The following is a 23542-nucleotide window of genomic DNA, read 5'->3' on the forward strand; positions in this document are numbered from 1 at the left end:
TCAGTGGTCCTCGCCCAGGTAAGCAGTGCGCACTTCGGGGTTCTGACGGATAGAAGCCGGGTCGCCGGTCGCGATGACGGTGCCGTTGACCATCACCGTGATGCGGTCGGCGATGCGGAACACCGCGTCCATATCGTGCTCCACCAGCAGGATCGCGTGCGAGGCCTTGAGGCTGGCGAGCAGGCCCAGCATGCGCTCGGTCTCCTCGGCGCCCATGCCGGCCAGCGGCTCGTCGAGCAGCAGCACGCGCGGGTTGGTGGCCAGGCACATCGCGACTTCGAGCTGGCGCTTGGCGCCATGGCTCAGCGTGCCGGCGACGCGCTCGGCCACCGCAGTGAGCCCCGCGGCCTCCAGCGCTTCGCGCGCCGCGGCATTGCTCGTTGCGCACTGCGTCGAGGCCTGCCAGATCGCCCACGGCCGCGGCGTCGCGGCCTGCGCGGCGAGGCGGCAGTTTTCGAGCACCGTGAACTCCGGAAAGATCGTGGTGCGCTGGTAGCTGCGGCCGACGCCGGCGAGCGCGCGGCGGAACTGCGCGCGCTTGGTGACGTCGGTGCCGTCGAGCTTGATGCGGCCGTCGGAGGCGTCGATCTCGCCCGAGAGCATGTTGATCAAGGTGGACTTGCCGGCGCCGTTGGTGCCGATCACCGCATGGACTTCGCCGCGCCGCAGGTCCAGGCTCACCGCATTGACGGCGACCAGGCCGCCGAAGCGGCGCGTCAGCGTTTCGACCGAGAGCAGGGTACTCATGCGGCCGCCCCCTTCGGCGAGAGCCGCGATGCGATGCCGATGATGCCCTTGGGCAGCAGTGCGACGAAGGCGATGATGGCCAGACCCAGCGTGAGCTGCCAATGGTCCGCGAGCGGCCCCACCAGCGCATGGGTGGAGAGCAGTTCCTTCAGCAGCGTGAAGGCCACGGCGCCGATCACCGCGCCGCGCAGGTGGCCGAGGCCGCCGAGGATGATCATCAGCAGCACCTCGCCCGAGTTGTGCCAGGCCAGGAGCTCGGGGTTCACCACGCCGTCGCGCGAGGCGACGAGAAAGCCCGCCAGCCCGGCCAGCGCGCCCGCGATCACGAAGGCCGCGAGCTTGTAGCCGTAGACCGGAAAGCCCGCCGCGCGCATGCGCTGCTCGTTGACGCGGATGCCGGCCAGCGCGGCGCCGAAGCGCGAGCGGCGGATCAGCGCCAGGAAGCCGTAGGTGAGCGCCAGCGCGGCCAGCACGAAGTAGAACTGCACGCTGCGGTTCTCCATGTCGAGCGCGCCGATGGCCGGCCGCACGTACATGTAGATGCCGTCGCTGCCGCCGCCGAGCGCGGTGTCGTGGAACACGAAGAAGGCCATCTGCGCGAAGGCCAGCGTGACCATGATGAAGTAGACGCCGCGCGTGCGCAGGCTGAGCGCGCCCGTCACCAGCGCATAGCCGGCGGCGCAGCCCATGGCCAGCGGCAGCAGCACGGCGATGGAGCCGCCATCCTTGCCGGAGCCCAGCACCGTGGCATAGGCGCCGATGCCGTAGAAAGCCGCATGGCCCAGGCTCACGAGGCCGGTCATGCCGACCAGCAGCTCGAGGCTCAACGCGAAGATCGAGAGGATCATCACCTTGACCACGAGGTCGCTGAGATAGGGGCTCAGCATCGGGCCGAGGACTGCGAGCGCGACGGCGCACAGCAGCGGAAGAAAGTACGAAAAGCGCTTCATGTCAGGTCTTGCGCCCCATCAAGCCTTCAGGACGCCAGATCAGCACGATGGCCATCAGCACGTACACCCCCATGCCGCTCAGCTCGGCGAAGAAGACCTTGCCGAAGGTGTCGACGAAGCCGACCAGGAGCGAAGCGACCAGCGCACCCGTGATCGAGCCGATGCCGCCGATCACCACCACCACGAAGCAGATGATCAGCACGCTCGCGCCCATGTTCGGATAGACCGAGGACATCGGCGCCGCGATCATGCCGGCCAGCGCGGCCAGCGCCACGCCGGCCGCGAACACGATGCGGTAGAGCCGGCGGATGTCGATGCCCAGGCCGCGCACCATGTCGCGGTTGCTGGCGCCGGCGCGGATCATCATGCCCAGGCGCGTGCGGTTGACCACGTAGTAGAGCCCGACTGCGAGCACCACGCAGGCCGCCGAAGCGAAGAGCCGGTACCACGGGTAGCTCATGAGATCGCCGAGCGCGAAGCTGCCGTCCAGCCAGGGCGGCACCCTGACGCCGTGCACGTCGTTGCCGACGAGCAGCGAACGCAGCTCCTCGAACACGAGGATCAGCCCGTAGGTCATCAGCACCTGCTGCAGATGGTCGCGCTGGTAGAGGTAGCTGAAGAAGGCCCACTCCAGCGCATAGCCGAAGAGCGCGCTGAGCACCACGCCCGCCAGCAGCATCACGATGAACTGGTCACCGAAGAGCGGCGAGAGCGCGAACGCCATGTAGGCGCCGATCATGTAGAAGCTGCCGTGGGCCAGGTTGATCACGCCCATGATGCCGAAGATCAGCGTCAGTCCGGAGGCCACCAAAAACAACAGAAGCCCGTACTGCACCGAATTCAGGCATTGGACTAGAAAGGTACCGAGGTCCACGACAGGTCGTCACTTTCCGCTCAGAGTTTGCAGCCGCGGGCGGGGTCGGCGAGGCCCTTGATGGCCACGTTGACCATCTTGTTTTCCTTGCCCTCCACCTTGCGCAGGTAGATGTCCTGCACCGGGTTGTGCGACTTGCCGATCGTGAAAGCGCCGCGCGGGCTGTCGATCTTGGCCTTTTCGATGGCGCCTGCGAACTCGGCCTTCTTGCTGATGTCGCCCTTGGTCGCCGCCAGGCCGATCGCGAGCATCTGCGCCGCGTCGTAGCCCTGCACCGCGTACACGTCGGGCTGCAGCTTGAACATCTTGGCGTAGGCGGTGCGGAAGCTGTTGTCGCGCGGCGTGTTGAGGCCGTCGGCATAGTGCAGCGTGGTCAGCATGCCCTGGGCCGATTCGCCCTGCGCGTCCAGCGTGCCGTCGGTCAGGAAGCCGGGGCCGTAGAGCGGGATGTTCTTGTTGAGGCCGGCCGCCGCGTAGTCCTTGACGAACTTGACCGCGCCTCCGCCCGCGAAGAAGGAATACACCGCATCGGGCTTGGCCGCCGCGATCTCGGTCAGGAGCGCCTGGAACTCCACGTTCGGGAAGGGCACGGTGAGCTGCTTCACAACCTTGCCGCCGCCCTTCTCGAAGCCTTCCTTGAAGCCGTTGACCGACTCGTCGCCGGCCGCGTACTTCCAGGTGAGCGTCATCGCGGTCTTCTTGCCCTGCTTGGCCGCGACCTCGCCCATCGCGTAGGCCGGCTGCCAGTTCGAGAACGAGCTGCGGAAGATGTTCTGCGCGCACATCGGGCCGGTCACCGCGTCGGCACCGGCATTGGGCACGATCAGCACGGTGCCGCTTTCCTTGGCGGCCTTGGCCATCGCCATCGCGACGCCGGAGTGCACGGTGCCGACGATCACGTCGACGTTGTCGCGCTTGATCAGCTTGTTGACGTTGTCGGTGGCCTTGGCCGGGTCCGATTCGTCGTCGACCTTGATGTATTCGATCTCGCGGCCGCCGAGCTTGCCGCCCTGTTCCTCGACGCGCAGCTTGAAGCCGTTCTCGATGGCCGCGCCGAGCGCCGCATAGGTGCCGCTGAAGGGCAGCATCAGGCCGACCTTGAGCTTGCCCTGCTGGGCGTGGCCGACGGTCGCGATGCAGGCCAGCGCAAGAGCGGTTAGCGTGGTGCGTGCGATGCGAGTGGTCATGGGTATCTCCTGGCGTTGATGATGAGTGAAAAGGACGGGAACGGCCTGGCGACGCATCGGCAGGGGCGCGTCGGGACGGGCTTGTCCATGGTGAACCGTGGGACGCAGATACTTTAAGGGTAAATCATTTATCTCTCAAACACGAGTTTTCCCTGCCCGCCGATTCGCTGCTTCGACAAACGAAACGGCCGCCACTATGACCTGTTCCGGCTGGTCCCGATGCGGGGAATGCCCGCAGTCGCGCAGCTCGAGCAGCCGGGTTCCGGGCACCCGCTCGGCGATGCCGCGAACCTGGCGGAGTGTGCCGTACTCGTCGTCGATCCCCTGGATAGCAAGAACCGGGCAACGGATGGCGTCGAGCCCGGCCTCGATGTTCCATTGCTTGAAGGGCGGGTGCAGCCAGATGCGGTTCCAGCCCCAGAAGGTGGCTTCGGCGTCATCGTGGTAGCGGGCCAGCTTCTTCGGAAGGTCGGTCGCGAGCCAGGCCTGGCGCGCCTGGTCGATGCTCGCCACCGTCAGATCTTCCACGAAGATGTGCGGCGCGAGCAGCACCAGCCCGGCCACGCGCTCCGGAAAACGCGACGCGTAGAGCAGCGAGATCGAGCCGCCGTCGCTGTGGCCGAAGAGCCAGGGCTTCTCCTTGAGGCCAATGGCCTCGAAGAAGGCCGGCAGCACCTCGTGCGCCTGGCGGTGCATGTAGTCGACGTCCCAGAACTCGTCGGGCTCGCGCGGCGTCGAGCGGCCGTAGCCGGGGCGCGAGAACACCAGGCCGCGAAAGCCGCCGCGCTCGCAGAGCTTCTCGGGGAAATCCTTCCACATCGCGATCGAGCCCAGGCCTTCATGCAGGAACACAACCAGCGGCGCATCGGTCCGTTCGGGTGCGATGCGCTGATACTCGATGCGCACTTCGCGGTCGCGCCACGCGATCACGGCGAACGCTGTGTTGTGGCCGCTCATGGCAGTGCTCCTTCCCCCTCTGGGGGAAGGTGGGGATGGGGGCCGCCGTCGATGGTGGCGCCGCGTGCCCCCACCCCAGCCCTCCCCCAGTGGGGGAGGGAGACGGACCGGGGCCTCAACGCTGATGCTCCCGCTCGCGCAGCCGGAAGCGCTGGATTTTTCCTGTGGCCGTCTTCGGCAGCTCCTCGACGAACTCGATGAAGCGCGGGTACTTGTAGGGCGCGAGGCGCTCCTTGACGAAGGCCTTGAGTTCCTCGTCCGTCACCGACTGGCCGGACTTGAGCACGACGTAGGCCTTGGTCTTGGTCAGCCCATCGGCGTCTTCCTTGCCGATCACCGCGGCCTCGAGCACGGCCGGATGCTGCATCAGCGTGGCCTCGACCTCGAAGGGCGAGACGTAGATGCCGCTCACCTTGAGCATGTCGTCGCTGCGGCCGGCGTAGGTGTAGTAGCCGTCGGCGTCGCGCGAGTACTTGTCGCCACTCTTGGTCCAGCCCTCGCGGAAGGTGTCGGCGCTCTTCTCGGGGTTGCCCCAGTACATCACCGCCGTGCTCGGCCCCTTGATATAGAGGTCGCCGACTTCGCCCACGGGCACGGGCTTGCCGTCCTCGCCGCGCAGCTCGATCGCATAGCCCTCGACCGGCCGGCCGGTGGTGCCGTAGCGGATGTCGCCGGGCCGGTTGGAGATGAAGATGTGCAGCATCTCGGTGGAACCGATGCCGTCGATGATCTCGCAGCCGAAGTGCTGCTTGAAGCGCTGCGCGAGTTCACCCGGCAAGGCTTCGCCGGCCGAGGAGCACATGCGCAGCGACACCGCCTCGCGCGGTGGCAGCGTGGGCGAGGCGAGCATGCCGGCGAAGCCGGTCGGGGCGCCGAAGAACACCGTGGGTTTGTGCGTGCCGGTCCAGCGCTTGAAGACCGCGTCGGGCGTCGGCCGCTCGGCCATCAGCAGCACCGTCGCGCCGACCGAAAGCGGGAAGGTCAGCGCATTGCCCAGGCCGTACGCGAAGTAGAGCTTGGCGGCCGAGAAGCAGACGTCGTTCTCGGTCAGCCCCAGCACCGGCTTGCCGTAGAGCTCGGCCGTCCACCACGGGTTGCCGTGCGTGTGCACCGTGCCCTTGGGCTTGCCGGTGGAGCCGGAGGAGTAGAGCCAGAAGGCGTGATCCTGCGGCGTGGTGGCGGCGGGTTCGGCCAGCGGCTGGTGCGCGGCGATCACCGCCTCGAAATCCTGCGCGCCGTCGGGCAGGGCGCCGGTGGGTTGCGAGACGATCAAGGTCTTGAGCTCGTTCGACCCCTTGACCCGCGCGTCCTGCAGCACCGGCAGCAGCGCGCCCGACACCAGCGCCGCCTTGGCGCCGCTGTGTTCGAGCATGTAGGCGTAGTCGTCGGTCGTCAGCAGCGTGTTGACTGCCACCGGCACGATGCCGGCATAGAGGCAGCCGAGAAAGCTCACCGGCCAGTCGCTGCTGTCGAGCATCAGCAGCAGCACGCGCTCTTCGCGCTTCACGCCTGATGCGCGCAGCGCTGCGGCGAGCCGCCGCGCGCGGTCTTCGAGCTGGCCGTAGGCGAGGGTGCCGCGGTCGTCGACATAGGCGATCTTCTGCGCGCGGCCGCGGTTGAGGGCGAACAGGTGTTCGGCGAAATTGAAGGATGCTGGCAGGCTCATCGTGTCTCCTCGGGTCGCATTTTTCTCTTCGGACGGTCTTCAGCCGGCCGAGAGGCCGAGCTGCGCGAGCACCGCCGGACTGGCCTGCACCGCGCTCTTGCGGTGATAGAAGTCCAGTGCCCGCAGGCCGCCCAGTTCGGCGCCGCCGCCCGCGCGGCCGGGGCCGCCGTGCAGCGACTGGGGCATCACGTTGCCATGGCCCGTGTGGGCCTGCGCCACGTCCGGCGTGATCACGTGCACGCGGCCGTGGCTCGCGGCGAGCTGCACCGCTGCTTGGCCGAGCGCCGCCTCGTCGGCGCCGTAGAGCGAAGTCACCAGCGAACCCTGGCCGCGGTGTGCGAGCGCGATCGCATGCTCGACGTCGCGGTAGGGCAGCAGGGTGGCGACCGGTCCGAAAACCTCGACGTCGTGCACGCGCTGCGCCACATCGGCATCGCGCGCGCCCAGCAGCACCGGGCCGATGCAGGCGGCGATGGCAGGGTCGGCATCGACCAGCGGGGCCCGGCTGCCGTCATGCAGCACGCTCGCTTGCGCCTTGAGTTCTTCCAGCCCTTCGCGCACGGCATTCAGTTGCGCACGGCTCACCAGCGAGCCCATGCGCACGCTCTCGTTGCGCGGATTGCCGACCGTGATGCCGGCCAACTTGGCGCCGATGGCTTCGGCCGCCGCGTCGTAGACGGCAGCCGGCACGAGGATGCGGCGGATCGCGGTGCACTTCTGGCCCGACTTGACCGTCATCTCGCGCACCACCTCGCGCACCAGCAAATTGAAGGCGTCGCTGCCCGGCGCCGCATCGGGCAATAGCAGGGCGGAGTTGAGGCTGTCGGCCTCGATGTTCACGCGCACCGAGCGCTGGGCCACGGCGGCATGCGAGCGGATCACGGCGCCGGTGTCGGCCGAGCCGGTGAAGGACACCACGTCGAAGCCTTGCAGCTGGTCCATCAGACCGTTCGAGCTGCCGCAGATCACCGACAGCGCGCCGGCCGGCAGCACGCCGGCCTCGACCACGTCGCGCACCATGCGCTGCGTGAGCCAGGCGGTGGAGGTGGCGGGCTTCACGATCACCGGCACGCCCGAGAGCAGGGCGGGCGCGGCCTTCTCCCACAGGCCCCAGGACGGGAAGTTGAAGGCATTGATGAAGAGCGCCACGCCGCGCGTCGGCACCTGCAGGTGCCGCGACTGGAACACCGGCTCCTTGCCGAGCTTGGCCGCATCGCCGTCGCGCAGCGCGCGCACATTGCCCAGCGCATCGCCCCACTTGGCGTACTGGCCGAGCGTGAAGATCGCACCGTCGATGTCGACGGCCGAGTCGTTCTTCACCGTGCCCGAGTTGGCGGTGGCGATCTCGTAGTAGGCGTCGCGGTTCGCCTGCAGCACCTTCACGATCGCGCCCAGCAGCGCGGCGCGCTCTTTATAAGTGAGGGCGCGCAAGGCAGCGCCGCCGGTCTCGCGCGCGAAGCCGAAGGCCGCGGCCAGGTCCAGCCCGGTCGCATCGACCCGGGCCAGCTCGGTGCCGAGTACCGGATCGACAAGCGCCGTGCCGGCGCCGCTGCCGGCCTGCCAGCGGCCGGCGACGTAGTTGGAAAGAAGTTCGGTCATGGAGCGTCTCAAGTCTTGGTGAACTGGATCTGGCCTTCGGGCAGCAGGTAGAGGACCAGCGCGCGCCCTTGGGCGACGGTGGGGTGATGAGCCGTTCCCGGCGGATAGACGCACCAGCCCGCCGGCCGCCCGTCGAAGGTGGCATCGCCCTCCAGCGGCATGATCAAATCGATCTCGCCATTCGGATGCGTGTGGTGCGGGCCGGCGATGTCCTTCATGTCAACCACGTCGACCGAGAAGCGATGCAGCGCGTCCTCGGCCTTGAAGACCCGGCCGTACTTGATGCCGCCGCCTTCGCGATCGCACAGCCAGCCTTCCGCCACGCCGTCGATGCAGGCCTGTTTCAGGCGCTCGAAGGCGGGGCTGCCGGCGCCGTGGACGGTGTTGAGCCAGCGGTCGAGTTCGTCATCGAGCGCTCTGCCGGCGAGCTGCGCTGTCACGTCGGCAACGATCTGGTGGAAGGCTTCCTTGGACATTGTGGTGGTGCTCATGCGTGGGTGGAACTTGCGGCAATTGACCGCGTGCAGTATCTTGCCTGTGCACGAACCATAAGCATCGACACAAAAGGTGTCAAGCAATATAGTGCATATATGGTGTTTACCCGGATAGGGGTGAACCGGGAGACGAAGGAGCGATATGAATGAGCGAGCCGACGCGGTGCTGACCGCACCCGCGGACCCGGCCCTGCCGGCCGAAGAAGCGAAGAACCCCCTGCTGGTGGCGCTGGGCGAGCGCGTGCGCAACCTGCGCGCGCGCCGCGGGCTCACGCGCAAGGCCGTGGCGCAGGCGGCGGAGGTCTCGGAGCGCCACCTGGCCAATCTTGAATACGGCATCGGCAATGCGTCGATCCTGGTGCTGCAGCAGGTGGCGACCGCGCTGCAATGCTCGCTGGCCGAGCTGGTGGGCGACGTCACGACCAGCTCGCCCGAGTGGCTGCTGATCCGCGAGCTGCTGGAGCGCCGCGACGAGGCCGACCTGCGGCGCGCCCGCATCGCGCTCGGCGAGTTGCTCGGCACCGCTGCCGGCGACCCGGCGCGCAACCGCCGCATCGCGCTGGTGGGCCTGCGCGGCGCGGGCAAGTCCACGCTGGGCCAGATGCTGGCGGACGATCTCGAGGTGCCCTTCATCGAGCTGAGCCGCGAGATCGAAAAGCTGGCCGGCTGCAGCGTGCGCGAGATCCACGACCTGTACGGCACCAACGCCTACCGCCGCTACGAGCGCCGCGCGCTCGAGGAGACGGTGCAGATCTACAGCGAGGTGGTGATCGCCACCCCGGGCGGCATCGTGTCCGACCCCGCCACCTTCAACCAGCTGCTGGCGCACTGCGCCACCGTCTGGCTGCAGGCCGCGCCCGAGGAGCACATGGGCCGCGTCGCCGCCCAGGGCGACACCCGCCCGATGGCCGCCAGCAAGGAAGCCATGGACGACCTGCGCCGCATCCTCGCCGGCCGCGCCGCCTTCTATTCCAAGGCCGACCTCAGCGTCGACACCAGCGGACAGGATCTGGCGCAGAGCTTCCACGCGCTGCGCTCGGCGGTGCGGGAGGCGATGAGCCGCGCCGGCTGAAGGCGACAACGAAGAACGTAAAAAAAAAGTCCGTCGCAGGGTTGACGCGCCTCGGAACATGCAGCATGATGCATCTTCAGTCGCGAGACAAATGCATTATTGTTCCTAGACCCCACGGCACCCAGGAGACCTCGACATGACCGACACCGCCGCCCATCCCGCCCGCGTCGACTACCGCACCGACCCCACGCAATACCGCCACTGGAAGCTCAGCGTGGAGGGCCCCGTGGCCCGCCTGTCGCTGGACATCGCCGAAGACGGCGGCATCCGTCCCGGCTACAAGCTCAAGCTCAACAGCTACGACCTGGGCGTGGACATCGAGCTCAACGATGCGCTGAACCGCGTGCGCTTCGAGCATCCGCAAGTCCGCTCGGTGATCGTCACCAGCGGCAAGGACCGCATCTTCTGTTCGGGCGCCAACATCTTCATGCTCGGCGTCTCCAGCCACGCCTGGAAGGTGAACTTCTGCAAGTTCACCAACGAGACGCGCAACGGCATCGAGGATTCGTCGAAGCACTCGGGCCTCAAGTTCATCGCGGCCGTGAACGGCGCCTGCGCCGGCGGCGGCTACGAGCTGGCCCTGGCCTGCGACGAGATCCTGCTGGTCGACGACCGCTCCTCCTCCGTCTCGCTGCCGGAAGTGCCGCTGCTCGGCGTGCTGCCCGGCACCGGCGGCCTGACCCGCGTCACCGACAAGCGCCACGTGCGCCATGACCTGGCCGACATCTTCTGCACCAGCGTCGAAGGCGTGCGCGGCCAGCGCGCGGTCGAGTGGCGCCTGGTCGATGCGATCGCCAAGCCGGCGCAGTTCGGCGCCGCGGTGCAGGAGCGCGCCGCCAAGCTGGGCGAGGGCAGCGACCGCCCCGCCGATGGCAAGGGCGTGAGCCTCACGCGCCTCGAGCGCGAGGACGGCGCCGACAGCCTGCGCTACGAACACGTCACGGTCGAGATCGACCGCGCACGCCGCACCGCCACCTTCACCGTCAAGGCGCCGAAGGGCGCGCAGCCGGCCGACATCGCCGCGATCGAAGCCGCCGGCGCCGCCTGGTGGCCGCTCGCGATGGCGCGCCAGCTCGACGACGCGATCCTCAACCTGCGCACCAACGAGCTCGACATCGGCACCTGGCTGCTCAAGACCGAGGGCGATGCGCAAGCCGTGCTCGCGAGCGACAAGACCATGCTCGCCCACAAGGACCACTGGCTGGTGCGCGAAACCATCGGCGCGTTGCGCCGCACGCTGGCGCGGCTCGACGTCTCCTCGCGCAGCCTGTTCGCGCTCGTCGAATCCGGCTCCTGCTTCGCCGGCACGCTCGCCGAGATCGCCTTCGCGGCCGACCGCGCCTACATGCTCGCGTTGCCCGACGATGCCGAGCGCGCACCGAAGATCACGCTGGACGAGTTCAACTTCGGTTTCTTCCCGATGGTCAACGACCAGAGCCGCCTGCAGCGCCGCTTCTACGAAGAGGCCGCGCCGATGGAAGCCGCGCGCGGCGCGGTCGGCCGCGCGCTGGACGCCGACGAGGCGCTCAAGCTCGGCCTGGTCACCGCCGCGCCCGACGACATCGACTGGGAGGACGAGATCCGCATCGCCATCGAGGAGCGCGCCGCCATGTCGCCCGACGCGCTCACCGGCCTCGAAGCCAACCTGCGCTTCGCCAGCCAGGAGAACATGGCCACGCGCATCTTCGGCCGGCTGACCGCCTGGCAGAACTGGATCTTCAACCGCCCGAACGCCGTCGGCGAGAAGGGTGCCCTCAAGGTTTACGGCACCGGCGAAAAAGCCGGCTTCGATCTCAACCGCGTCTGAGTCCACCCCGACCGTTCGGGCAGAGCTTGTCGAAGCCCCCCGCGAGCCTTCGACAAGCTCAGGCCGAACGGATTTTCGGATTTCCATCCAAGCAGGAGCCCCCATGAGCACGATCAACTACAGCGAGAAGATCCCCAACAACGTCAACCTCGGCGAAGACCGCACGCTGCAGCGCGCGCTCGAAGGCTGGCAGCCGAACTTCATCAACTGGTGGGACGACGTCGGCCCCGACGGCTCGACCAACTACGAGGTCTACCTGCGCACCGCCGTCAGCGTCGACCCGCAGGGCTGGGCCCAGTTCGGCCACGTGAAGATGCGCGACTACCGCTGGGGCATCTTCCTGAACCCGGGCGACGCCAACCGCGAGATCCATTTCGGCGACCACAAGGGAGAGAAGGCCTGGCAGGATGTGCCCGGCGAACACCGCGCCAACCTGCGCCGCATCATCGTCACGCAGGGCGACACCGAGCCGGCCTCGGTCGAGCAGCAGCGCCACCTGGGCCTCACCGCGCCCAGCATGTACGACCTGCGCAACCTGTTCCAGATCAACGTGGAAGAGGGCCGCCACCTGTGGGCCATGGTCTACCTGCTGCACAAGCACTTCGGCCGCGACGGCCGTGAAGAGGCCGAGGCGCTGCTGCAGCGCACCTCGGGCGACGAGAACAACCCGCGCATCCTCGGCGCCTTCAACGAGAAGACGCCCGACTGGCTGGCCTTCTTCATGTTCACCTACTTCACCGACCGCGACGGCAAGTTCCAGCTGTCGGCCCTGGCCGAGAGCGCCTTCGATCCGCTGGCACGCACCACCAAGTTCATGCTGACCGAGGAAGCGCACCACATGTTCGTGGGCGAGAGCGGCGTCTCGCGCGTGCTGCAGCGCACCGCGCAGGTGATGAACGAGCTGAAGACCGACGACCCGCAGAAGGTGCGCGCGGCCGGCGCCATCGACCTCGGCACGATCCAGCGCTACCTCAACTTCCACTACAGCGTGACCATCGACCTGTTCGGCGCCGACCAGTCGAGCAACGCCGCCACCTTCTACAGCTCGGGCCTGAAGGGCCGCTACGAGGAAGGCAAGCGAAGCGACGACCACGTGCTCAAGGGCCAGACCTACAAGGTGCTCGAGGTGCAGAACGGTCAGCTCGTCGAGAAGGACGTGCCGATGCTGAATGCGCTCAACGAAGTGCTGCGCGACGACTTCATCAAGGACTCGGTGGCCGGCGTGAGCCGCTGGAACAAGGTGCTGGAGAAGGCCGGCATCCCGACCCGCCTGGTGGTGCCGCACAAGGCCTTCAACCGCCAGATCGGCGCCCTGGCCGGCATCAAGATGTCGCCCGAAGGCCGCGTGGTGAACGAGGCCGAATGGGCCGCCAAGAAGGACGAGTGGCTGCCCACGGGCGAGGACTTCGCATTCGTGGCATCGTTGATGGGCCGCGTGGTCGACCCGGGCAAGTTCGCCGGCTGGATCGCGCCGCCGGTGATGGGCATCAACCGGCAGCCGGTGGATTTCGAGTACGTGAGATTCGGCTGATCGGTGTGACTCCTTCCCCCTCTGGGGGAAGGCAGGGATAGGGGCAAGCAGCGTACCCACGACAAGCGCCGCGTGCCCCCACCCAACCCTCCCCCAGAGGGGGAGGGCTTTAGGAGAGACTAATGGAAACGGCCACCATCGACATCGGCGTCATCAGGCAGCACCTGATCGACCCTGAAATCTGCATCCGCTGCAACACCTGCGAAGCCACCTGCCCGGTCAACGCGATCACGCACGACGACCGCAACTACGTGGTGCGCGCCGATGTCTGCAACGGCTGCATGGCCTGCATCTCGCCGTGCCCGACCGGCTCGATCGACAACTGGCGCACCATGCCCGTGGCGCGCGCCTATTCGATCGAGGAGCAGCTCACCTGGGACGAACTGCCGGCCGAACTCACGCCCGAGCAGCTCGAAGCCGAAGGCGTCGCATCGCCTGCCGAAACGCTGGCGCCTGCGCCGGCCGCACCGCCGCAGCCGCCGGCCGAGCCGGGCGAAGTGCCCTTCAACTCCGCACAGTACGGCGCCACCACGCCGCCCTGGTCGGCTGCACACGCCTACACCAACCTGTTCCCGCCGAAGAGCCCGACCACCGCCACCGTGGTGGGCAACTTCAACTGCACCGAGGCCGGCTACGAGAACCAGACGCACCACATCGTGCTGGACTTCGGCAGCATGCCCTTCCCGGTGCTGGAGGGCCAGTCGATCGCCATCATCCCGCCGGGCACCGATGCCAACGGCAAGCCGCACTTCGCGCGCCAGTACTCCGTCGCCAGTCCGCGCAACGGCGAGCGGCCCGGCTACAACAACGTGTCGCTCACGGTGAAGCGCGTGCTGCAGGACCACCAGGGCAAGCCGGTGCGCGGCGTCGCCAGCAACTACGTGTGCGACCTCAAGGTCGGCGACAAGGTGCAGGTGGTCGGCCCCTTCGGCGCCTCCTTCCTGATGCCGAACCATCCGAAGTCGCACATCGTGATGATCTGCACCGGCACCGGCAGCGCGCCGATGCGCGCCATGACCGAATGGCGCCGGCGCCTGCGCAAGAGCGGCAAGTTCGAGGGCGGCAAGCTGATGCTCTTCTTCGGCGCACGCACGCAGCAGGAGCTGCCGTACTTCGGCCCGCTGCAGACCCTGCCCAAGGACTTCATCGACATCAACTTCGCGTTCTCGCGCACGCCCGGCCAACCCAAGCGCTATGTGCAGGACGCGATGCGCGAACGCGCCGCCGACCTGGCCGCGCTGCTCAAGGACAGCCAGAGCCACTTCTACGTGTGCGGCCTGAAGAGCATGGAAGAGGGCGTGGTGCTCGCGCTGCGCGACGTAGCGGTGGAAGCCGGACTCGACTGGGACACGGTCGGTGCCAGCCTGAAGCGCGAAGGCCGCCTGCACCTCGAAACCTACTAAGCTCGGCCGATGAAGTTCGCCGAGTTCCACACCGGACAGGTCATCGAGGCCGGCCCCTATCTGGTGACCGAGGCGGAGCTGCTGCAGTTCGCGAAGGCCTACGACCCGCAGTGGTTCCACACCGATCCGGAGGCGGCGGCCGAAGGTCCCTTCGGCGGATTGATCGCAAGCGGCTGGCATACCGGCGCGATCGCGATGCGGCTGGTCACCGACGCAGCGCTCGCGGATTCCGAATCCTTCGCATCGCCGGGCCTCGGCCACGTGAAATGGCCGAACCCCGTGCGGCCCGGCGATTCGCTGCGGCTCGTGGCCGACGTGATCGAGGTGCGCCGTTCGGAGAAGCGCCCCACGCTGGGCATCCTGCGCTGGCGCTGGCGCCTGTTCAACCAGCGCGAGCTGCTCGTGCTCGACCTCGAGGCGACCAGTCTGTTCAAGCTCGGCGCTTAGCCTTGGCCATCAGCACCAGCGCGATGCCTCCGAGGATCGCGACCGAGGCGAAGGCCAGCCGCGGCGTGATCGCTTCCGACAGGAACAACACGCCGCCGAAGGCTGCGATCAGCGGCACCGACAGCTGCACCGTCGCCGCGCGCATGGCCGAGAGCCCCGGCAGCGCCGCATACCAGATGACATAGCCGATGCCGGAGGTGACCGCGCCGGAGGCCACGGCCAGCGCGATCCCGGCCGCGTCCGCGTGGGCTCGGGACGCCAGCGCCAGGCTCAGCAGCAGCGCGAGCGGCGCCGCGCGCAAGAAGTTGCGCGCGGTGGCAGCCAGCGGATCGGCCACGCCGCGGCCGCGCAGCGAGTACACGCCCCATGCGATGCCGGCGATGGCCATCAGTGCGGCCCCGAGCGGCGGCGGCGCCGTCACGCCCGGCGAGATCAGGTAGACCAGGCCCGCGACCGCCAGCACGAAGCCGGACCAGGCGACCGGCCCGAACATCTCGCCCGAACGCAGCCCGACGCCCAGCATCGTCAGCTGCACCGCGCCGAACAGGATCAGCGCCCCCGTGCCCGCCGACAGGCTGAGGTAGGCGAAGGAGAAGAAGGCGACGTAGGCGAACAGCATGGCCGCAGCCAGCCAGTCGGCGCGGCCCGCGGCCGGCGGCTTCGCGCGCAGCCGCACGATGAGCGTGAGCGCGAGCGCGCCCGACACCAGCCGGATGCTGCCGAAGCTGGCCGCGTCGATGGCCTCTTGCTGCAGCGCCAGCCGGCACAGCAGCGAGTTGGCCGCGAAGGCCAGCATGGCGGCCACGGTGAGCGCGAGGGTCTGCAGGCCGGGCGGGCCGTCGCGCGCTTCAGGCATGAACGGCCACCAGGACCATGGCCCATGCCAGCAGCGCGACGCCGAGCGGCGTGCTGAGGCGATGGCCCCAGCGAAAGTTCTTCTCGATCGCCATCACGGCGGCCAGCAGCAGCATCCAGCCCAGGCTGCCGGTGCCGAGCGCGAACATCAACAGCATCAGCGCCCAGCAGCAACCGACGCAGAACAGGCCGTGGTGCATGCCCAGCGTGAAGGCGTGGCGCGCCTGCGCCTGCCCGCGCCAGTGCTCGATGACGAAGCTCAAGGGCGTGCGGCACTTCTCCAGGCAGCGGTGCTTGAGCTTGCTGAACTGGAAGGCCCCGGCCAGCGCGATGGTCGCGGCGCCGATCAGCCAGCCATGCCAGGCCAGCGTGGGCGCGCTGGAAAGCAGCGCCAGCAGGGTGCCGTGCAGCGCATGCGCCAGCAGGCCGAAGGCGCCCCACACCACCATGTAGCCCAGGGCGAGCAGCGCCAGCAGGCGCCCATGGTCCGGGCGATCGGCCGTCAATCGGTCGAAGGCGTTGAAGAGCGGCAGCGTGGTCGGCAGCATCATGGCCGCCGTCATGAGGATCCACGCGAGGCCGTAGAGCAGCGCGGGCACGAGCACGTCGCCCGCCGGAACGACGCGGCACAGGAACGCCGCCGGTCCCGATGCCGTCCAGTCGCCGTGCTCGAGATAGCGTCCGTAGGGGCTGCGCGCCCAGGCCCACAGCGCCAGCCACGCGAGCGCAATCAGCGCGGCCAGCAGCGGCAGGAACACGCGGCGGTGACGGGAGGCGCCGGCGGGCAGCCGACCCGCTCGCCCGGCGCCTGCGGCGGCGCTCATGCGTCGAAGACGAAGGTGCTTTGCAGGGCGTTGTGGTTCTTGATGTCGAGATCGATACCGAGGGCCGGGTTCTTGGAGCGATAAGTCGGCGCCTTGCCGACGAACACCGGCGCGCCCGGTACCGTCGAGAACACGGTGTCGGAGAGGGTGGTCAGGCCGCCCATCGCGCCGCGATAGGGCTCGAGTTCGGCGTAGTAGTTCTTGCCGATCGCGAGTTCGCCCTTGCCCTCGTCCACGGTGAAGCGGATCGGCGCCCGCTCCACCGACACCACCGTGCCGATCAGCTTGGCGAGGTCGGCAATCGGCCCGCCGGCCTGGCCGGTGTAGACCTTGATCAGCGCTTCCTCTTGCGCCTTGGAGGCGTTCTCGTCGACGAAGATCGCGGCGGTCCAGTTGCCTTCCAGGATGTTGCCGGGCACATGGGCCACGGCTGCGATGGTGTTGCCGCCCACGTCAAGGCCGTCCACCGTTCCCTTGTCGATGCGCCACGCGATGATGGTGTCGCAGGTGCCGTTGTCAGGATCCTCGCCGATCCAGCAGGGGCACAGCACATTGCAGTTGCAAACCTCGAGCAGGCGACCTTCCAGGTGATAGCTCATACACACCTCCGTTGAAGCCACTGGGACATGGACTTGTCGCCGCGACGTTGGCGGCAAGGGGGGAATCGATGCTACGCCGCGTGCCGGGCCAAGTCCATATCGGAGTTTCTGTGCCTTTCAAGGCTATTCTTCACGCGCGAAATCGCCGGGGTCCGCTTAGGATCGATTCATGAAAGTGGATATACATGAGAACGATCTTCGACAGTGAATCGGAGAACCCGGAGGGCTGGGAGACGCGCATCGCCGCCATCACAGCGGACGCAGTCGCGAATGCGGACGCCGGCCTCATCGAGCGTTGCATCGGCAGTCTTCTGCGCGTCGTGCGCGAACAGCTCGATCTCGAGGTGCTGTTCGTCGGCGAGTTCGTGAACGCCAATCGCGTGTTCCGCCACATCGATTCGAAGACCGCGCCGGCCATCGTTCAGCCGGGGCAGTTCCACCCGCTGGACGAAACCATCTGCCAGCGGATCATCGACGGCCGGATGGATTGCCTGGTGCCCGACATCACGCGCGTGCGGATCGCGAATGGTTTGCCCGACTACTACGACGGCATGGGCGCCCACATCGGCGTGCCGGTGCGGTTCACCGACGGCACCCTCTACGGCGTGCTGTGCGGTTTCAGCTTCGAGCCGGGCGCCGATCTCGAAGAGCGCGACGTGAAGCGCCTGGAAATGGCGGCCGACGCGATTGCCCAGCTCCTGGCGCAGGCCGAAGGGCACGAGGTGAGGCTGTCCCACACGCGTTGACGGCAGCGACATGCGGACGATCGGGCAAGCATGCCCGACGCGCGGGCAGGACGCCGCCGCGCATCGGCACGACAGTCGGTGCCCATGCCACAACAGCAACCGCCTTATTTCCGCGAAGCCGGCGCCGGCCCCGGCGTCGTCTGCATCCACGCCAATGCGAGCGCTTCCGCGCAGTGGCGTGCGCTGATGGAGCGCCTGTCGCCGAGTTACCGCGTCTTCGCTCCCGACTCCTTCGGCGCCGGCAGGAGTCCTGCCTGGCCGCCTGACCGTGTCGTCGCGCTGGGCGACGAGGTCGCGCTCCTGGAGCCTGTGTTCGCGGCGGCCGGCGAACCTTTCTTCCTGGTCGGGCACTCCTACGGCGCCGCGGTGGCCCTGATGGCGGCGCTCGCCCGCCCCGAGCGGATTCGCGCCATCGCGTTGTACGAACCGACCCTGTTCGCGCTGCTCGAAGAAGAAGCGCCAGGCCAGGAGGCGGCGAACGGCATCCGCTTTGCCGTGGCCGATGCCGCCGCGGCCATCGATGCCGGCGACCAGGCTGCCGCCGCCCAGCGCTTCATCGACTACTGGATGGGCCCGGGAAGCTGGAGCGGCATGCCTGAGGCGCGCCAGGCGCCCGTCGCCGCATCCATGGTCAACGTCGCGGGCTGGGCCCGGGCGCTCTTCTCCGAGCCCACGCCCCTGCGGGCCTTTCGCGCGCTCGATCTCCCGGTGCTGTACATGATGGGCGGGCAGTCTCCCGCTTCGTCGCGCGGGGTGGCCAGGCTTTTGACCGGCACGCTGGCCAAGGTCACCGTCATCGAGTTCGCCGGGCTCGGGCACATGGGGCCGGTCACGCATCCGGAGCTGGTCAACGACGTCGTGGCGGGCTTTCTCGCATGCCATTGAGGATTCGGCCGAAGGCCAGCCTGTCGGTTGCCGGGACGAGCCGGGAGCCTGACCAACGACCACATCGCCTGCTGATAACACCATCGTTGTCTTGCAGCGTGCACCCCTGCCTTGTAGGATTCAGGCGTCGAATGTGACTTTTTCACATTTGCTTCTGAACCTCGAAACAACAGAGCCGGACATGCTGAAAATCAAGAACCCCTTGGCGTACTCACTTCGCATGCTGACCCTGAGCAGTGCCCTCGTGCTCTCGGCCTGCGGAGGTGGGGGCGGCGGAGGCGGCGGGTTCTCGGCCGGGACCGGGACGACGGCTGCCAATTCTTCAGGCACGCTGCGCGTATCGATGACAGATGCGCCCGCCTGCGGCTTCGACAATGTCTTCGTCACCGTCGAGAAAGTGCGGGTCCACGGCGATGCCGGCGTCGACGCAGGCGGATCCGGATGGGTTGACATCGCGGTCGATCCGGCACGACGCATCGATCTTTTGTCGTTGACCAACGGCGTGCTCACGACGCTTGGCCAGACGCCGCTCGCAGCCGGCACGTACCAGCAGATTCGCCTGGTGCTCGCGGCCAACGGGGCCGGCAAGGTCGCCAACTCGGTGGTGCCGACCGGCGGTGTCGAGCAGCCGCTCGACACCCCCAGCGCGGTGCAGTCCGGCATCAAGATCATCCGTCCCTTCACCGTGGCGGCCGACACGCTGACCGACCTGATCCTGGACTTCGATGCCTGCAAGTCGATCGTGACGCGCGGCAACGGCACCTACGGCCTCAAGCCGGTAGTGACGGCGCTTCCGAGCGCGGTCAGCGGCTCGGTGACCGGCGTGTTGGCCAGTGCGCCGGGTGCCAGGGTCTATGCCGAGCGCAACGGTACGGTGGTCAAGGCTTCGGTGGCGGACGCGAACGGCAACTTCACGTTGTCGCCGATCGAGCAGAGCAGCAGCGTGGGCACCGTGGACGTGGTGATCGTGCCCACCTCGACCAACGCTCGCGGCACCGGCATCATTCGGGACGTTCCGGTCACCGCCGGCGGCAGCACGGCCCTTGCCACCGCGGGCGCCCCCATCACACTACCGAGCTCGGCATTTCGCAAGGTTTCCGGGGCTGTCAGCCCGGCCAGCGCGCAAGCAACGATCCGGGCCCTGCAGCTGAGCGGCGCGCGCACATTCGAGATCGCCGCCACGGCGAGCAACCTCGATACGGGAGCCTACGGCCTTTTCGATGCGCAGCCGGCGCTGCCGACGGCCGCGCCCATGGTGGGCACCTATCAGACGACGCTTCCCATTCCGCTGACGGCAGACACCGCCGCCGCGGGCAAATACAGCATCCAGGCAACCAGTGACGCGGGCGCTGTCAGCACGCGGCAGGTCGACATCACTGCGAGCGACCTTGTCGATCAGAATTTCCAGTTCTGATCGATCGGACTACCTTCGCACGCGCAGCCGCAACTTCAGCCCCACCAGCGGCGTTCGAAGCGCTGCGTGACCTTCACCAGCGTGGGATGGAAGGCCTTGATATGGGCCGGGTCCGGGCCGCGCAGCACCATGGGGCGCTGCCGCTTCCGATGATCGCCATGTCGGCCCCTTCGTACGCCGGTGCGCTCCAAGCGGGGCATCTTGCATCAAGCGGACCGCCCAGCGCAAACTGATTGCGCTGGCCATGAAACGAAGTCAACCCGCAGGAAACGCATGAACATCCCACCAAGCATCGCCGCGTTCTGGCAGGACTTCTGCACCGAGATGGGAGAAGATCGCTCCGCCCGGTTCTTCGAGGCCTTCCACTTCCACGACAACGAAGCCGGCGCCAACGAACTGGTGCAGCTCGTGCTCGCGGGCGTCAAGCGTGCCACTGCCGGTCTTGTCTGGACGTACGAGAGCGCAGGCGTCTCGCCACCCAAGCCAGGCGCCCTCAGCGTCGTCACTTACTGGGACGGCAAGCCCGCGTGCGTCATCGAGACTCTGGAGATCGAGGTGGTGCCGTTCGAGCAGGTCACAGCCGAGTTCGCCGCCAGCGAGGGCGAAGGCGACGGGTCATTGGCGTACTGGCGCGACGTCCATTGGGCCTACTTCGGCCGCGAGTGCGCTCGCATCGGGCGAGCGCCAAGCCAAGTCATGCCCGTAGTCTGTGAGCGCTTCAGCGTCATCTACATGTCTTGATAAACCGCAACCTTCACGCGCCGATTCGAAAGTCTGCAGTCGAGACCAGGCGAACGCGAGGGCCAAAACTGCTGATGTTGCTGAGGGTTGTGTTGTGGTGCTGAACCACCTGAGGCGCCGACAGGTACTGATTCCCCTCCGTCGTGTGCGCGTCCTCGACCAGGACCACCGGGTAGCCCAGCGCCAGAGCCCTTCGCGTCGTCGTGTCCACGCAGAACTCCGTGTGCATTCCGCAAACGACAAGGTCCGTGACGCCGTTGTCCTTGAGCACTTGCTCGAGCTCCGTGCGATGGAACGAGTCAGGGGAGGTCTTTCGGATGCGCAGGTCCGTCGCCTTCACTTCGAGGCCACGGGCCAGCTGCCACGAATCCGTTCCGAACTCGAGGTAGCCGGCATTCGATTCATGCTGGACGAAGACCACCAATGCGCCAGCGGCGCGAGCCCTGTCCGCCACCTGATTGATTCGACGGATGACTTGCTGCGACTCGAAGGCATCATGCTCGCCTTCGCAAAGGCCCTGCTGGACATCGATAACAAGGAGCGCGGTATTCATGCTTGGAGTGTGTCAGGCCGGAAGCCGGCCCAATTCGAGTTGATCGCCAACCGCTTGCGGCCATTTGGTCGACGCCGGCGATTGTAGGCACCGGCGCGCGGCCATGAACACGCGGTCGACCGGCTAAACAATTGCAGCGCTCTGCCGATATGCATGGGAGGCTGCAGGTGCACTCCTGCCGTCAGGCACCTCACCCTTCCTTCAAGAGATCTTCATGGCCCAACCATCATTTGCGGGGCGCGCAGCCACACGGCTTCTCGTCGTACTGAACACCATCGTGCTGTTGGCTGCCTGCGGCTCGCGCCAGCCCGCAGCGCCGCAGGCAGAGCCGGCCGCCGCCAGCGCGCGCAATACGGTGGTGATGCCTGCCATCGCATATGGCACGACCGCCAAGGGCCTTCAGCTATCGAAGAAAGACGATCCGTGCGATGTGCCGGCCTCGTTGCAGCAGGCCGTGCAAGACCAGTTGATCGCGCCCTACGAATACCTGCTTCCGGCCCGCTCTCCTGGCACCGACGGGGCGCCTGTGCTGAAGATCGAGATCACCGACATTCTTGCGAACGCCGGCGGCCTCTATGGCGGACCCAAGATCGTGCAATTGCGCGGCACCTTGGAACGCAGCGGAGAGCCGCCCGCCGGCTTCACTGCGCAGCGACAGATGTTCATTTACTTCGGCGTGCCGCGCAGCACCTGCAGCATGGTGGGCGTGGTGACCTATGCGTTGGGCGGCGACATCGCGAACTGGCTGCAGAAGCCGACCAACGGTGCGACGCTCGGGGAGTTCTGACGTGGCTGGGCGCTGGACTATGGCCGGCAGCTCAAACGATCGGGCGGATTCACGCGGCCGCCAGGGACATCGTCGAACGGGCTGGCGGGGGCGGCGCGAAATGCGAGCAGTGCTGACTGATCGCTCCAGCCGCAGCGGGCCTGCGGCCTTCGCGCGCGGCTGAGCTCAAACGTTGAGCGGTCCTTTGCGGTGTCGAAGTTGGTCTCTCGAACTTCCGCAATGGGCCCCACTGCGGTCCTACGATTTTCTCTGAAGCCGACGTTGAGTTGGAGTCCCCGTCGCTGGGTCAGACGTCTTCACGCCCAGACATAGCGCGCTCGACAACGGAAGCCATTGCCGCAGCGTTCTCAGTCCCTTCGGCGGCAAGCCCGGCGACGGTGCCTAGCCTGTCTTGCAATGCTTCATCTTGACTCGCCTTGAGCTTTCCGACCAAGCGCTCGATTGGAATCTCTATGCCCACCACCGCACGCAAGAGCTTGTCGATGAAGTCCGCTGGCGCGTCCGTCACCTTCCAAGGCGGTTGCTGTGAGGACTCATGAACAGCCGTCAAGCGAACCAGCATGTCACGCAGCCAGGCTTCGTCGTTGATGGCTCGGGCCACGCCGTGTGCGTGTGCGACCGCGTAGTTCCAGGTTGGGACGACCTTCCCGTGCTCTTGCTTACTCGGGTACCAGCCAGGCGTGATGTACGACTGAGGGCCTTGGAACATGACCACTGAATGCTTCGATGCGAGGAGCTGCGTCCACACGGGATTGGCGCGCGAGACGTGGCCAAGAAGTGTTCCGAGCTTGCCGCGCGACCTGTCCAGCAGAAAGGGAACATGGTTTGCGACCAGCCCTTCGCCGCTTGGCGCGACCCACGCGCCCAGCGGGTAGGCCTCTATCAATGCCTGGGCTTCGACAAAGTCGGACTGTGCGTGGTGCTTCGATACGTACACGAAAACTCCGAAGATTCAGTTGAACCAAGCACACCTCTGCCGAAGGGGCCGCTTCTGGCCGCATTCTGCCTTTGCACTGGGCGCCAATCTTCAAGCGACCTGTTTCTCGCCCTCGAGCGGTGAGGAGGCAACCCCGCGAACCTTCGACCAGTATTCGTCCTGAACGTCGTCGTCAATGACGGGCCGGACGTGCGTGGCGTACAGAGCGTCCTTGCCGTCCCGGCGGGGTCCTGAAATCCAGTAGTGCTCGCCTGTCTCAACGTCGAAGTAGTTCGACTTGAATCCGCTCCCTTTAAGGCTACGAAAAGCTTTGCCTCCGTAGTACAGCGTTGCCCCGGACTTGGAGCAGGTGACTCGGCCGATGCGAGCTGGTCCTGTCAGACCGCCCGACTTCGCTTCGATGTACATGATGCGGCTCTTTATCAGGTTCGTGCTCTTGTGAGAAGTAGGAGGCTGATGGGAGTGTC

The 23542-nt window shown here is 67.2% G+C and carries 25 protein-coding genes; 10 read left to right on the forward strand and 15 right to left on the reverse strand.

The features are described from left to right. From ACSQ9A_RS00560 to ACSQ9A_RS00595, 8 genes are all read right to left on the reverse strand, one after another. Nucleotides 1–747, reverse strand: a complete 747-nt coding sequence (locus ACSQ9A_RS00560) for an ABC transporter ATP-binding protein (RefSeq protein WP_436302301.1) — start codon at nucleotides 745–747, stop codon at nucleotides 1–3. Continuing rightward, nucleotides 744–1697, reverse strand: a complete 954-nt coding sequence (locus ACSQ9A_RS00565; protein ID WP_436302302.1) for a branched-chain amino acid ABC transporter permease — start codon at nucleotides 1695–1697, stop codon at nucleotides 744–746. The genes ACSQ9A_RS00560 and ACSQ9A_RS00565 overlap by 4 nt, the downstream gene beginning before the upstream one ends. Nucleotide 1698: 1 nt before the next feature. Further along, the gene (locus ACSQ9A_RS00570) at nucleotides 1699–2571 is read right to left on the reverse strand and encodes a branched-chain amino acid ABC transporter permease (protein WP_436302303.1); all 873 of its coding nucleotides are present in this window, start codon (nucleotides 2569–2571) and stop codon (nucleotides 1699–1701) included. A 20-nt stretch (nucleotides 2572–2591) separates the two neighbouring features. Beyond that, nucleotides 2592–3758 (reverse strand): ABC transporter substrate-binding protein, encoded by a 1167-nt coding sequence (locus tag ACSQ9A_RS00575; RefSeq protein WP_436302304.1) that lies wholly within the window; start codon nucleotides 3756–3758, stop codon nucleotides 2592–2594. A gap of 135 nt (nucleotides 3759–3893) precedes the next feature. Beyond that, nucleotides 3894–4715, reverse strand: coding sequence for an alpha/beta fold hydrolase (locus ACSQ9A_RS00580; protein ID WP_436302305.1), 822 nt, complete (start codon nucleotides 4713–4715; stop codon nucleotides 3894–3896). A 115-nt stretch (nucleotides 4716–4830) separates the two neighbouring features. Further along, the gene (locus tag ACSQ9A_RS00585) at nucleotides 4831–6381 is read right to left on the reverse strand and encodes a benzoate-CoA ligase family protein (RefSeq protein ID WP_436302306.1); all 1551 of its coding nucleotides are present in this window, start codon (nucleotides 6379–6381) and stop codon (nucleotides 4831–4833) included. A 39-nt stretch (nucleotides 6382–6420) separates the two neighbouring features. After that, nucleotides 6421–7980: a 3,4-dehydroadipyl-CoA semialdehyde dehydrogenase gene (locus ACSQ9A_RS00590; RefSeq protein WP_436302307.1), complete on the reverse strand. Its 1560-nt coding sequence runs from the start codon at nucleotides 7978–7980 to the stop codon at nucleotides 6421–6423. 8 nt (nucleotides 7981–7988) lie between these two features. Then, a complete protein-coding gene (locus ACSQ9A_RS00595) occupies nucleotides 7989–8456 on the reverse strand; it encodes a 4-hydroxylaminobenzoate lyase (protein ID WP_436306231.1) in 468 nt (155 codons plus the stop codon). A gap of 160 nt (nucleotides 8457–8616) precedes the next feature. On the opposite strand from ACSQ9A_RS00595, the gene ACSQ9A_RS00600 reads away from it, so the two are divergent. The 5 genes from ACSQ9A_RS00600 (at nucleotide 8617) to ACSQ9A_RS00620 (ending at nucleotide 14734) form a co-directional block, all read left to right on the forward strand. Then, nucleotides 8617–9546: a helix-turn-helix transcriptional regulator gene (locus ACSQ9A_RS00600; protein ID WP_436302308.1), complete on the forward strand. Its 930-nt coding sequence runs from the start codon at nucleotides 8617–8619 to the stop codon at nucleotides 9544–9546. A gap of 136 nt (nucleotides 9547–9682) precedes the next feature. After that, nucleotides 9683–11353, forward strand: coding sequence for a 2,3-epoxybenzoyl-CoA dihydrolase (gene boxC / locus ACSQ9A_RS00605; RefSeq protein WP_093104587.1), 1671 nt, complete (start codon nucleotides 9683–9685; stop codon nucleotides 11351–11353). A gap of 103 nt (nucleotides 11354–11456) precedes the next feature. Further along, nucleotides 11457–12884 (forward strand): benzoyl-CoA 2,3-epoxidase subunit BoxB, encoded by a 1428-nt coding sequence (gene boxB, locus ACSQ9A_RS00610; protein WP_436302309.1) that lies wholly within the window; start codon nucleotides 11457–11459, stop codon nucleotides 12882–12884. A gap of 122 nt (nucleotides 12885–13006) precedes the next feature. Further along, complete coding sequence (boxA, locus tag ACSQ9A_RS00615; protein WP_436302310.1) at nucleotides 13007–14287, forward strand: benzoyl-CoA 2,3-epoxidase subunit BoxA; 1281 nt, start codon at nucleotides 13007–13009, stop codon at nucleotides 14285–14287. A gap of 9 nt (nucleotides 14288–14296) precedes the next feature. After that, the gene (locus ACSQ9A_RS00620; RefSeq protein ID WP_436302311.1) at nucleotides 14297–14734 is read left to right on the forward strand and encodes a MaoC family dehydratase; all 438 of its coding nucleotides are present in this window, start codon (nucleotides 14297–14299) and stop codon (nucleotides 14732–14734) included. On the opposite strand, the gene ACSQ9A_RS00625 is transcribed toward ACSQ9A_RS00620, so the two are convergent. The 3 genes from ACSQ9A_RS00625 to ACSQ9A_RS00635 are packed head-to-tail and all read right to left on the reverse strand — an operon-like array spanning nucleotide 14718 to nucleotide 17012. Beyond that, nucleotides 14718–15590 (reverse strand): DMT family transporter, encoded by an 873-nt coding sequence (locus ACSQ9A_RS00625; RefSeq protein WP_436302312.1) that lies wholly within the window; start codon nucleotides 15588–15590, stop codon nucleotides 14718–14720. The two genes, ACSQ9A_RS00620 and ACSQ9A_RS00625, sit on opposite strands and share 17 nt — an antisense overlap. Continuing rightward, a complete protein-coding gene (locus tag ACSQ9A_RS00630; protein ID WP_436302313.1) occupies nucleotides 15583–16413 on the reverse strand; it encodes a DUF2182 domain-containing protein in 831 nt (276 codons plus the stop codon). The genes ACSQ9A_RS00625 and ACSQ9A_RS00630 overlap by 8 nt, the downstream gene beginning before the upstream one ends. After that, the gene (locus ACSQ9A_RS00635) at nucleotides 16410–17012 is read right to left on the reverse strand and encodes a DUF1326 domain-containing protein (RefSeq protein ID WP_436302314.1); all 603 of its coding nucleotides are present in this window, start codon (nucleotides 17010–17012) and stop codon (nucleotides 16410–16412) included. Before ACSQ9A_RS00635 ends, ACSQ9A_RS00630 begins: the two co-directional genes overlap by 4 nt. A 185-nt stretch (nucleotides 17013–17197) precedes the next feature. On the opposite strand from ACSQ9A_RS00635, the gene ACSQ9A_RS00640 reads away from it, so the two are divergent. From ACSQ9A_RS00640 to ACSQ9A_RS00650, 3 genes are all read left to right on the forward strand, one after another. Continuing rightward, nucleotides 17198–17758, forward strand: coding sequence for a GAF domain-containing protein (locus ACSQ9A_RS00640; RefSeq protein ID WP_436302315.1), 561 nt, complete (start codon nucleotides 17198–17200; stop codon nucleotides 17756–17758). Between the two features lie 84 nt (nucleotides 17759–17842). Next, nucleotides 17843–18643, forward strand: a complete 801-nt coding sequence (locus ACSQ9A_RS00645; protein ID WP_436302316.1) for an alpha/beta fold hydrolase — start codon at nucleotides 17843–17845, stop codon at nucleotides 18641–18643. 181 nt (nucleotides 18644–18824) lie between these two features. Then, entirely contained in the window at nucleotides 18825–20057 is a 1233-nt protein-coding gene (locus ACSQ9A_RS00650) for a DUF4382 domain-containing protein (protein ID WP_436302317.1), read from the forward strand. 35 nt (nucleotides 20058–20092) lie between these two features. Here the strand turns inward: ACSQ9A_RS00650 and ACSQ9A_RS00655 are convergent, their stop codons facing one another. Continuing rightward, nucleotides 20093–20257, reverse strand: a complete 165-nt coding sequence (locus tag ACSQ9A_RS00655) for a hypothetical protein (RefSeq protein ID WP_436302318.1) — start codon at nucleotides 20255–20257, stop codon at nucleotides 20093–20095. Between the two features lie 73 nt (nucleotides 20258–20330). On the opposite strand from ACSQ9A_RS00655, the gene ACSQ9A_RS00660 reads away from it, so the two are divergent. Next, a complete protein-coding gene (locus ACSQ9A_RS00660; RefSeq protein ID WP_436302319.1) occupies nucleotides 20331–20798 on the forward strand; it encodes an ASCH domain-containing protein in 468 nt (155 codons plus the stop codon). 13 nt (nucleotides 20799–20811) lie between these two features. On the opposite strand, the gene ACSQ9A_RS00665 is transcribed toward ACSQ9A_RS00660, so the two are convergent. Continuing rightward, complete coding sequence (locus tag ACSQ9A_RS00665) at nucleotides 20812–21351, reverse strand: cysteine hydrolase family protein (protein WP_436302320.1); 540 nt, start codon at nucleotides 21349–21351, stop codon at nucleotides 20812–20814. Between the two features lie 214 nt (nucleotides 21352–21565). Here ACSQ9A_RS00665 and ACSQ9A_RS00670 point away from each other — a divergent pair, with 214 nt between their 5' ends. Next, nucleotides 21566–22138, forward strand: a complete 573-nt coding sequence (locus tag ACSQ9A_RS00670; protein WP_436302321.1) for a hypothetical protein — start codon at nucleotides 21566–21568, stop codon at nucleotides 22136–22138. Between the two features lie 286 nt (nucleotides 22139–22424). On the opposite strand, the gene ACSQ9A_RS00675 is transcribed toward ACSQ9A_RS00670, so the two are convergent. Together ACSQ9A_RS00675 and ACSQ9A_RS00680 are read right to left on the reverse strand one after the other, a co-directional pair. Continuing rightward, the gene (locus ACSQ9A_RS00675; RefSeq protein WP_436302322.1) at nucleotides 22425–23075 is read right to left on the reverse strand and encodes an FMN-binding negative transcriptional regulator; all 651 of its coding nucleotides are present in this window, start codon (nucleotides 23073–23075) and stop codon (nucleotides 22425–22427) included. 90 nt (nucleotides 23076–23165) lie between these two features. Then, nucleotides 23166–23483 carry a 1-deoxy-D-xylulose-5-phosphate synthase gene (locus tag ACSQ9A_RS00680; RefSeq protein ID WP_436302323.1) on the reverse strand — a complete coding sequence of 106 codons (318 nt, stop codon included), beginning with the start codon at nucleotides 23481–23483 and terminating at the stop codon, nucleotides 23166–23168. Nucleotides 23484–23542: the final 59 nt, after the last annotated feature.

It is taken from the genome of Variovorax sp. LjRoot290, assembly GCF_964253985.1.
Classification (GTDB): Bacteria; Pseudomonadota; Gammaproteobacteria; order Burkholderiales; family Burkholderiaceae_C; genus Variovorax.

Bases quoted from the DNA above. Each gene is read 5' to 3' on its own strand.
- ACSQ9A_RS00680 (WP_436302323.1), bottom strand. From the start codon at position 23,483: ATGTACATCGAAGCGAAGTCGGGCGGTCTGACAGGACCAGCTCGCATC.
- ACSQ9A_RS00585 (WP_436302306.1), bottom strand. From the start codon at position 6,381: ATGAGCCTGCCAGCATCCTTCAATTTCGCCGAACACCTGTTCGCCCTC.
- boxB (WP_436302309.1), top strand. From the start codon at position 11,457: ATGAGCACGATCAACTACAGCGAGAAGATCCCCAACAACGTCAACCTC.
- ACSQ9A_RS00620 (WP_436302311.1), top strand. From the start codon at position 14,297: ATGAAGTTCGCCGAGTTCCACACCGGACAGGTCATCGAGGCCGGCCCC.
- ACSQ9A_RS00575 (WP_436302304.1), bottom strand. From the start codon at position 3,758: ATGACCACTCGCATCGCACGCACCACGCTAACCGCTCTTGCGCTGGCC.
- ACSQ9A_RS00565 (WP_436302302.1), bottom strand. From the start codon at position 1,697: ATGAAGCGCTTTTCGTACTTTCTTCCGCTGCTGTGCGCCGTCGCGCTC.
- ACSQ9A_RS00665 (WP_436302320.1), bottom strand. From the start codon at position 21,351: ATGAATACCGCGCTCCTTGTTATCGATGTCCAGCAGGGCCTTTGCGAA.
- ACSQ9A_RS00625 (WP_436302312.1), bottom strand. From the start codon at position 15,590: ATGCCTGAAGCGCGCGACGGCCCGCCCGGCCTGCAGACCCTCGCGCTC.
- boxA (WP_436302310.1), top strand. From the start codon at position 13,007: ATGGAAACGGCCACCATCGACATCGGCGTCATCAGGCAGCACCTGATC.
- ACSQ9A_RS00635 (WP_436302314.1), bottom strand. From the start codon at position 17,012: ATGAGCTATCACCTGGAAGGTCGCCTGCTCGAGGTTTGCAACTGCAAT.
- ACSQ9A_RS00590 (WP_436302307.1), bottom strand. From the start codon at position 7,980: ATGACCGAACTTCTTTCCAACTACGTCGCCGGCCGCTGGCAGGCCGGC.
- ACSQ9A_RS00650 (WP_436302317.1), top strand. From the start codon at position 18,825: ATGCTGAAAATCAAGAACCCCTTGGCGTACTCACTTCGCATGCTGACC.
- ACSQ9A_RS00560 (WP_436302301.1), bottom strand. From the start codon at position 747: ATGAGTACCCTGCTCTCGGTCGAAACGCTGACGCGCCGCTTCGGCGGC.
- ACSQ9A_RS00600 (WP_436302308.1), top strand. From the start codon at position 8,617: ATGAATGAGCGAGCCGACGCGGTGCTGACCGCACCCGCGGACCCGGCC.
- ACSQ9A_RS00595 (WP_436306231.1), bottom strand. From the start codon at position 8,456: ATGTCCAAGGAAGCCTTCCACCAGATCGTTGCCGACGTGACAGCGCAG.
- ACSQ9A_RS00630 (WP_436302313.1), bottom strand. From the start codon at position 16,413: ATGAGCGCCGCCGCAGGCGCCGGGCGAGCGGGTCGGCTGCCCGCCGGC.
- ACSQ9A_RS00580 (WP_436302305.1), bottom strand. From the start codon at position 4,715: ATGAGCGGCCACAACACAGCGTTCGCCGTGATCGCGTGGCGCGACCGC.
- ACSQ9A_RS00640 (WP_436302315.1), top strand. From the start codon at position 17,198: ATGAGAACGATCTTCGACAGTGAATCGGAGAACCCGGAGGGCTGGGAG.
- boxC (WP_093104587.1), top strand. From the start codon at position 9,683: ATGACCGACACCGCCGCCCATCCCGCCCGCGTCGACTACCGCACCGAC.
- ACSQ9A_RS00660 (WP_436302319.1), top strand. From the start codon at position 20,331: ATGAACATCCCACCAAGCATCGCCGCGTTCTGGCAGGACTTCTGCACC.
- ACSQ9A_RS00655 (WP_436302318.1), bottom strand. From the start codon at position 20,257: ATGCCCCGCTTGGAGCGCACCGGCGTACGAAGGGGCCGACATGGCGAT.
- ACSQ9A_RS00645 (WP_436302316.1), top strand. From the start codon at position 17,843: ATGCCACAACAGCAACCGCCTTATTTCCGCGAAGCCGGCGCCGGCCCC.
- ACSQ9A_RS00670 (WP_436302321.1), top strand. From the start codon at position 21,566: ATGGCCCAACCATCATTTGCGGGGCGCGCAGCCACACGGCTTCTCGTC.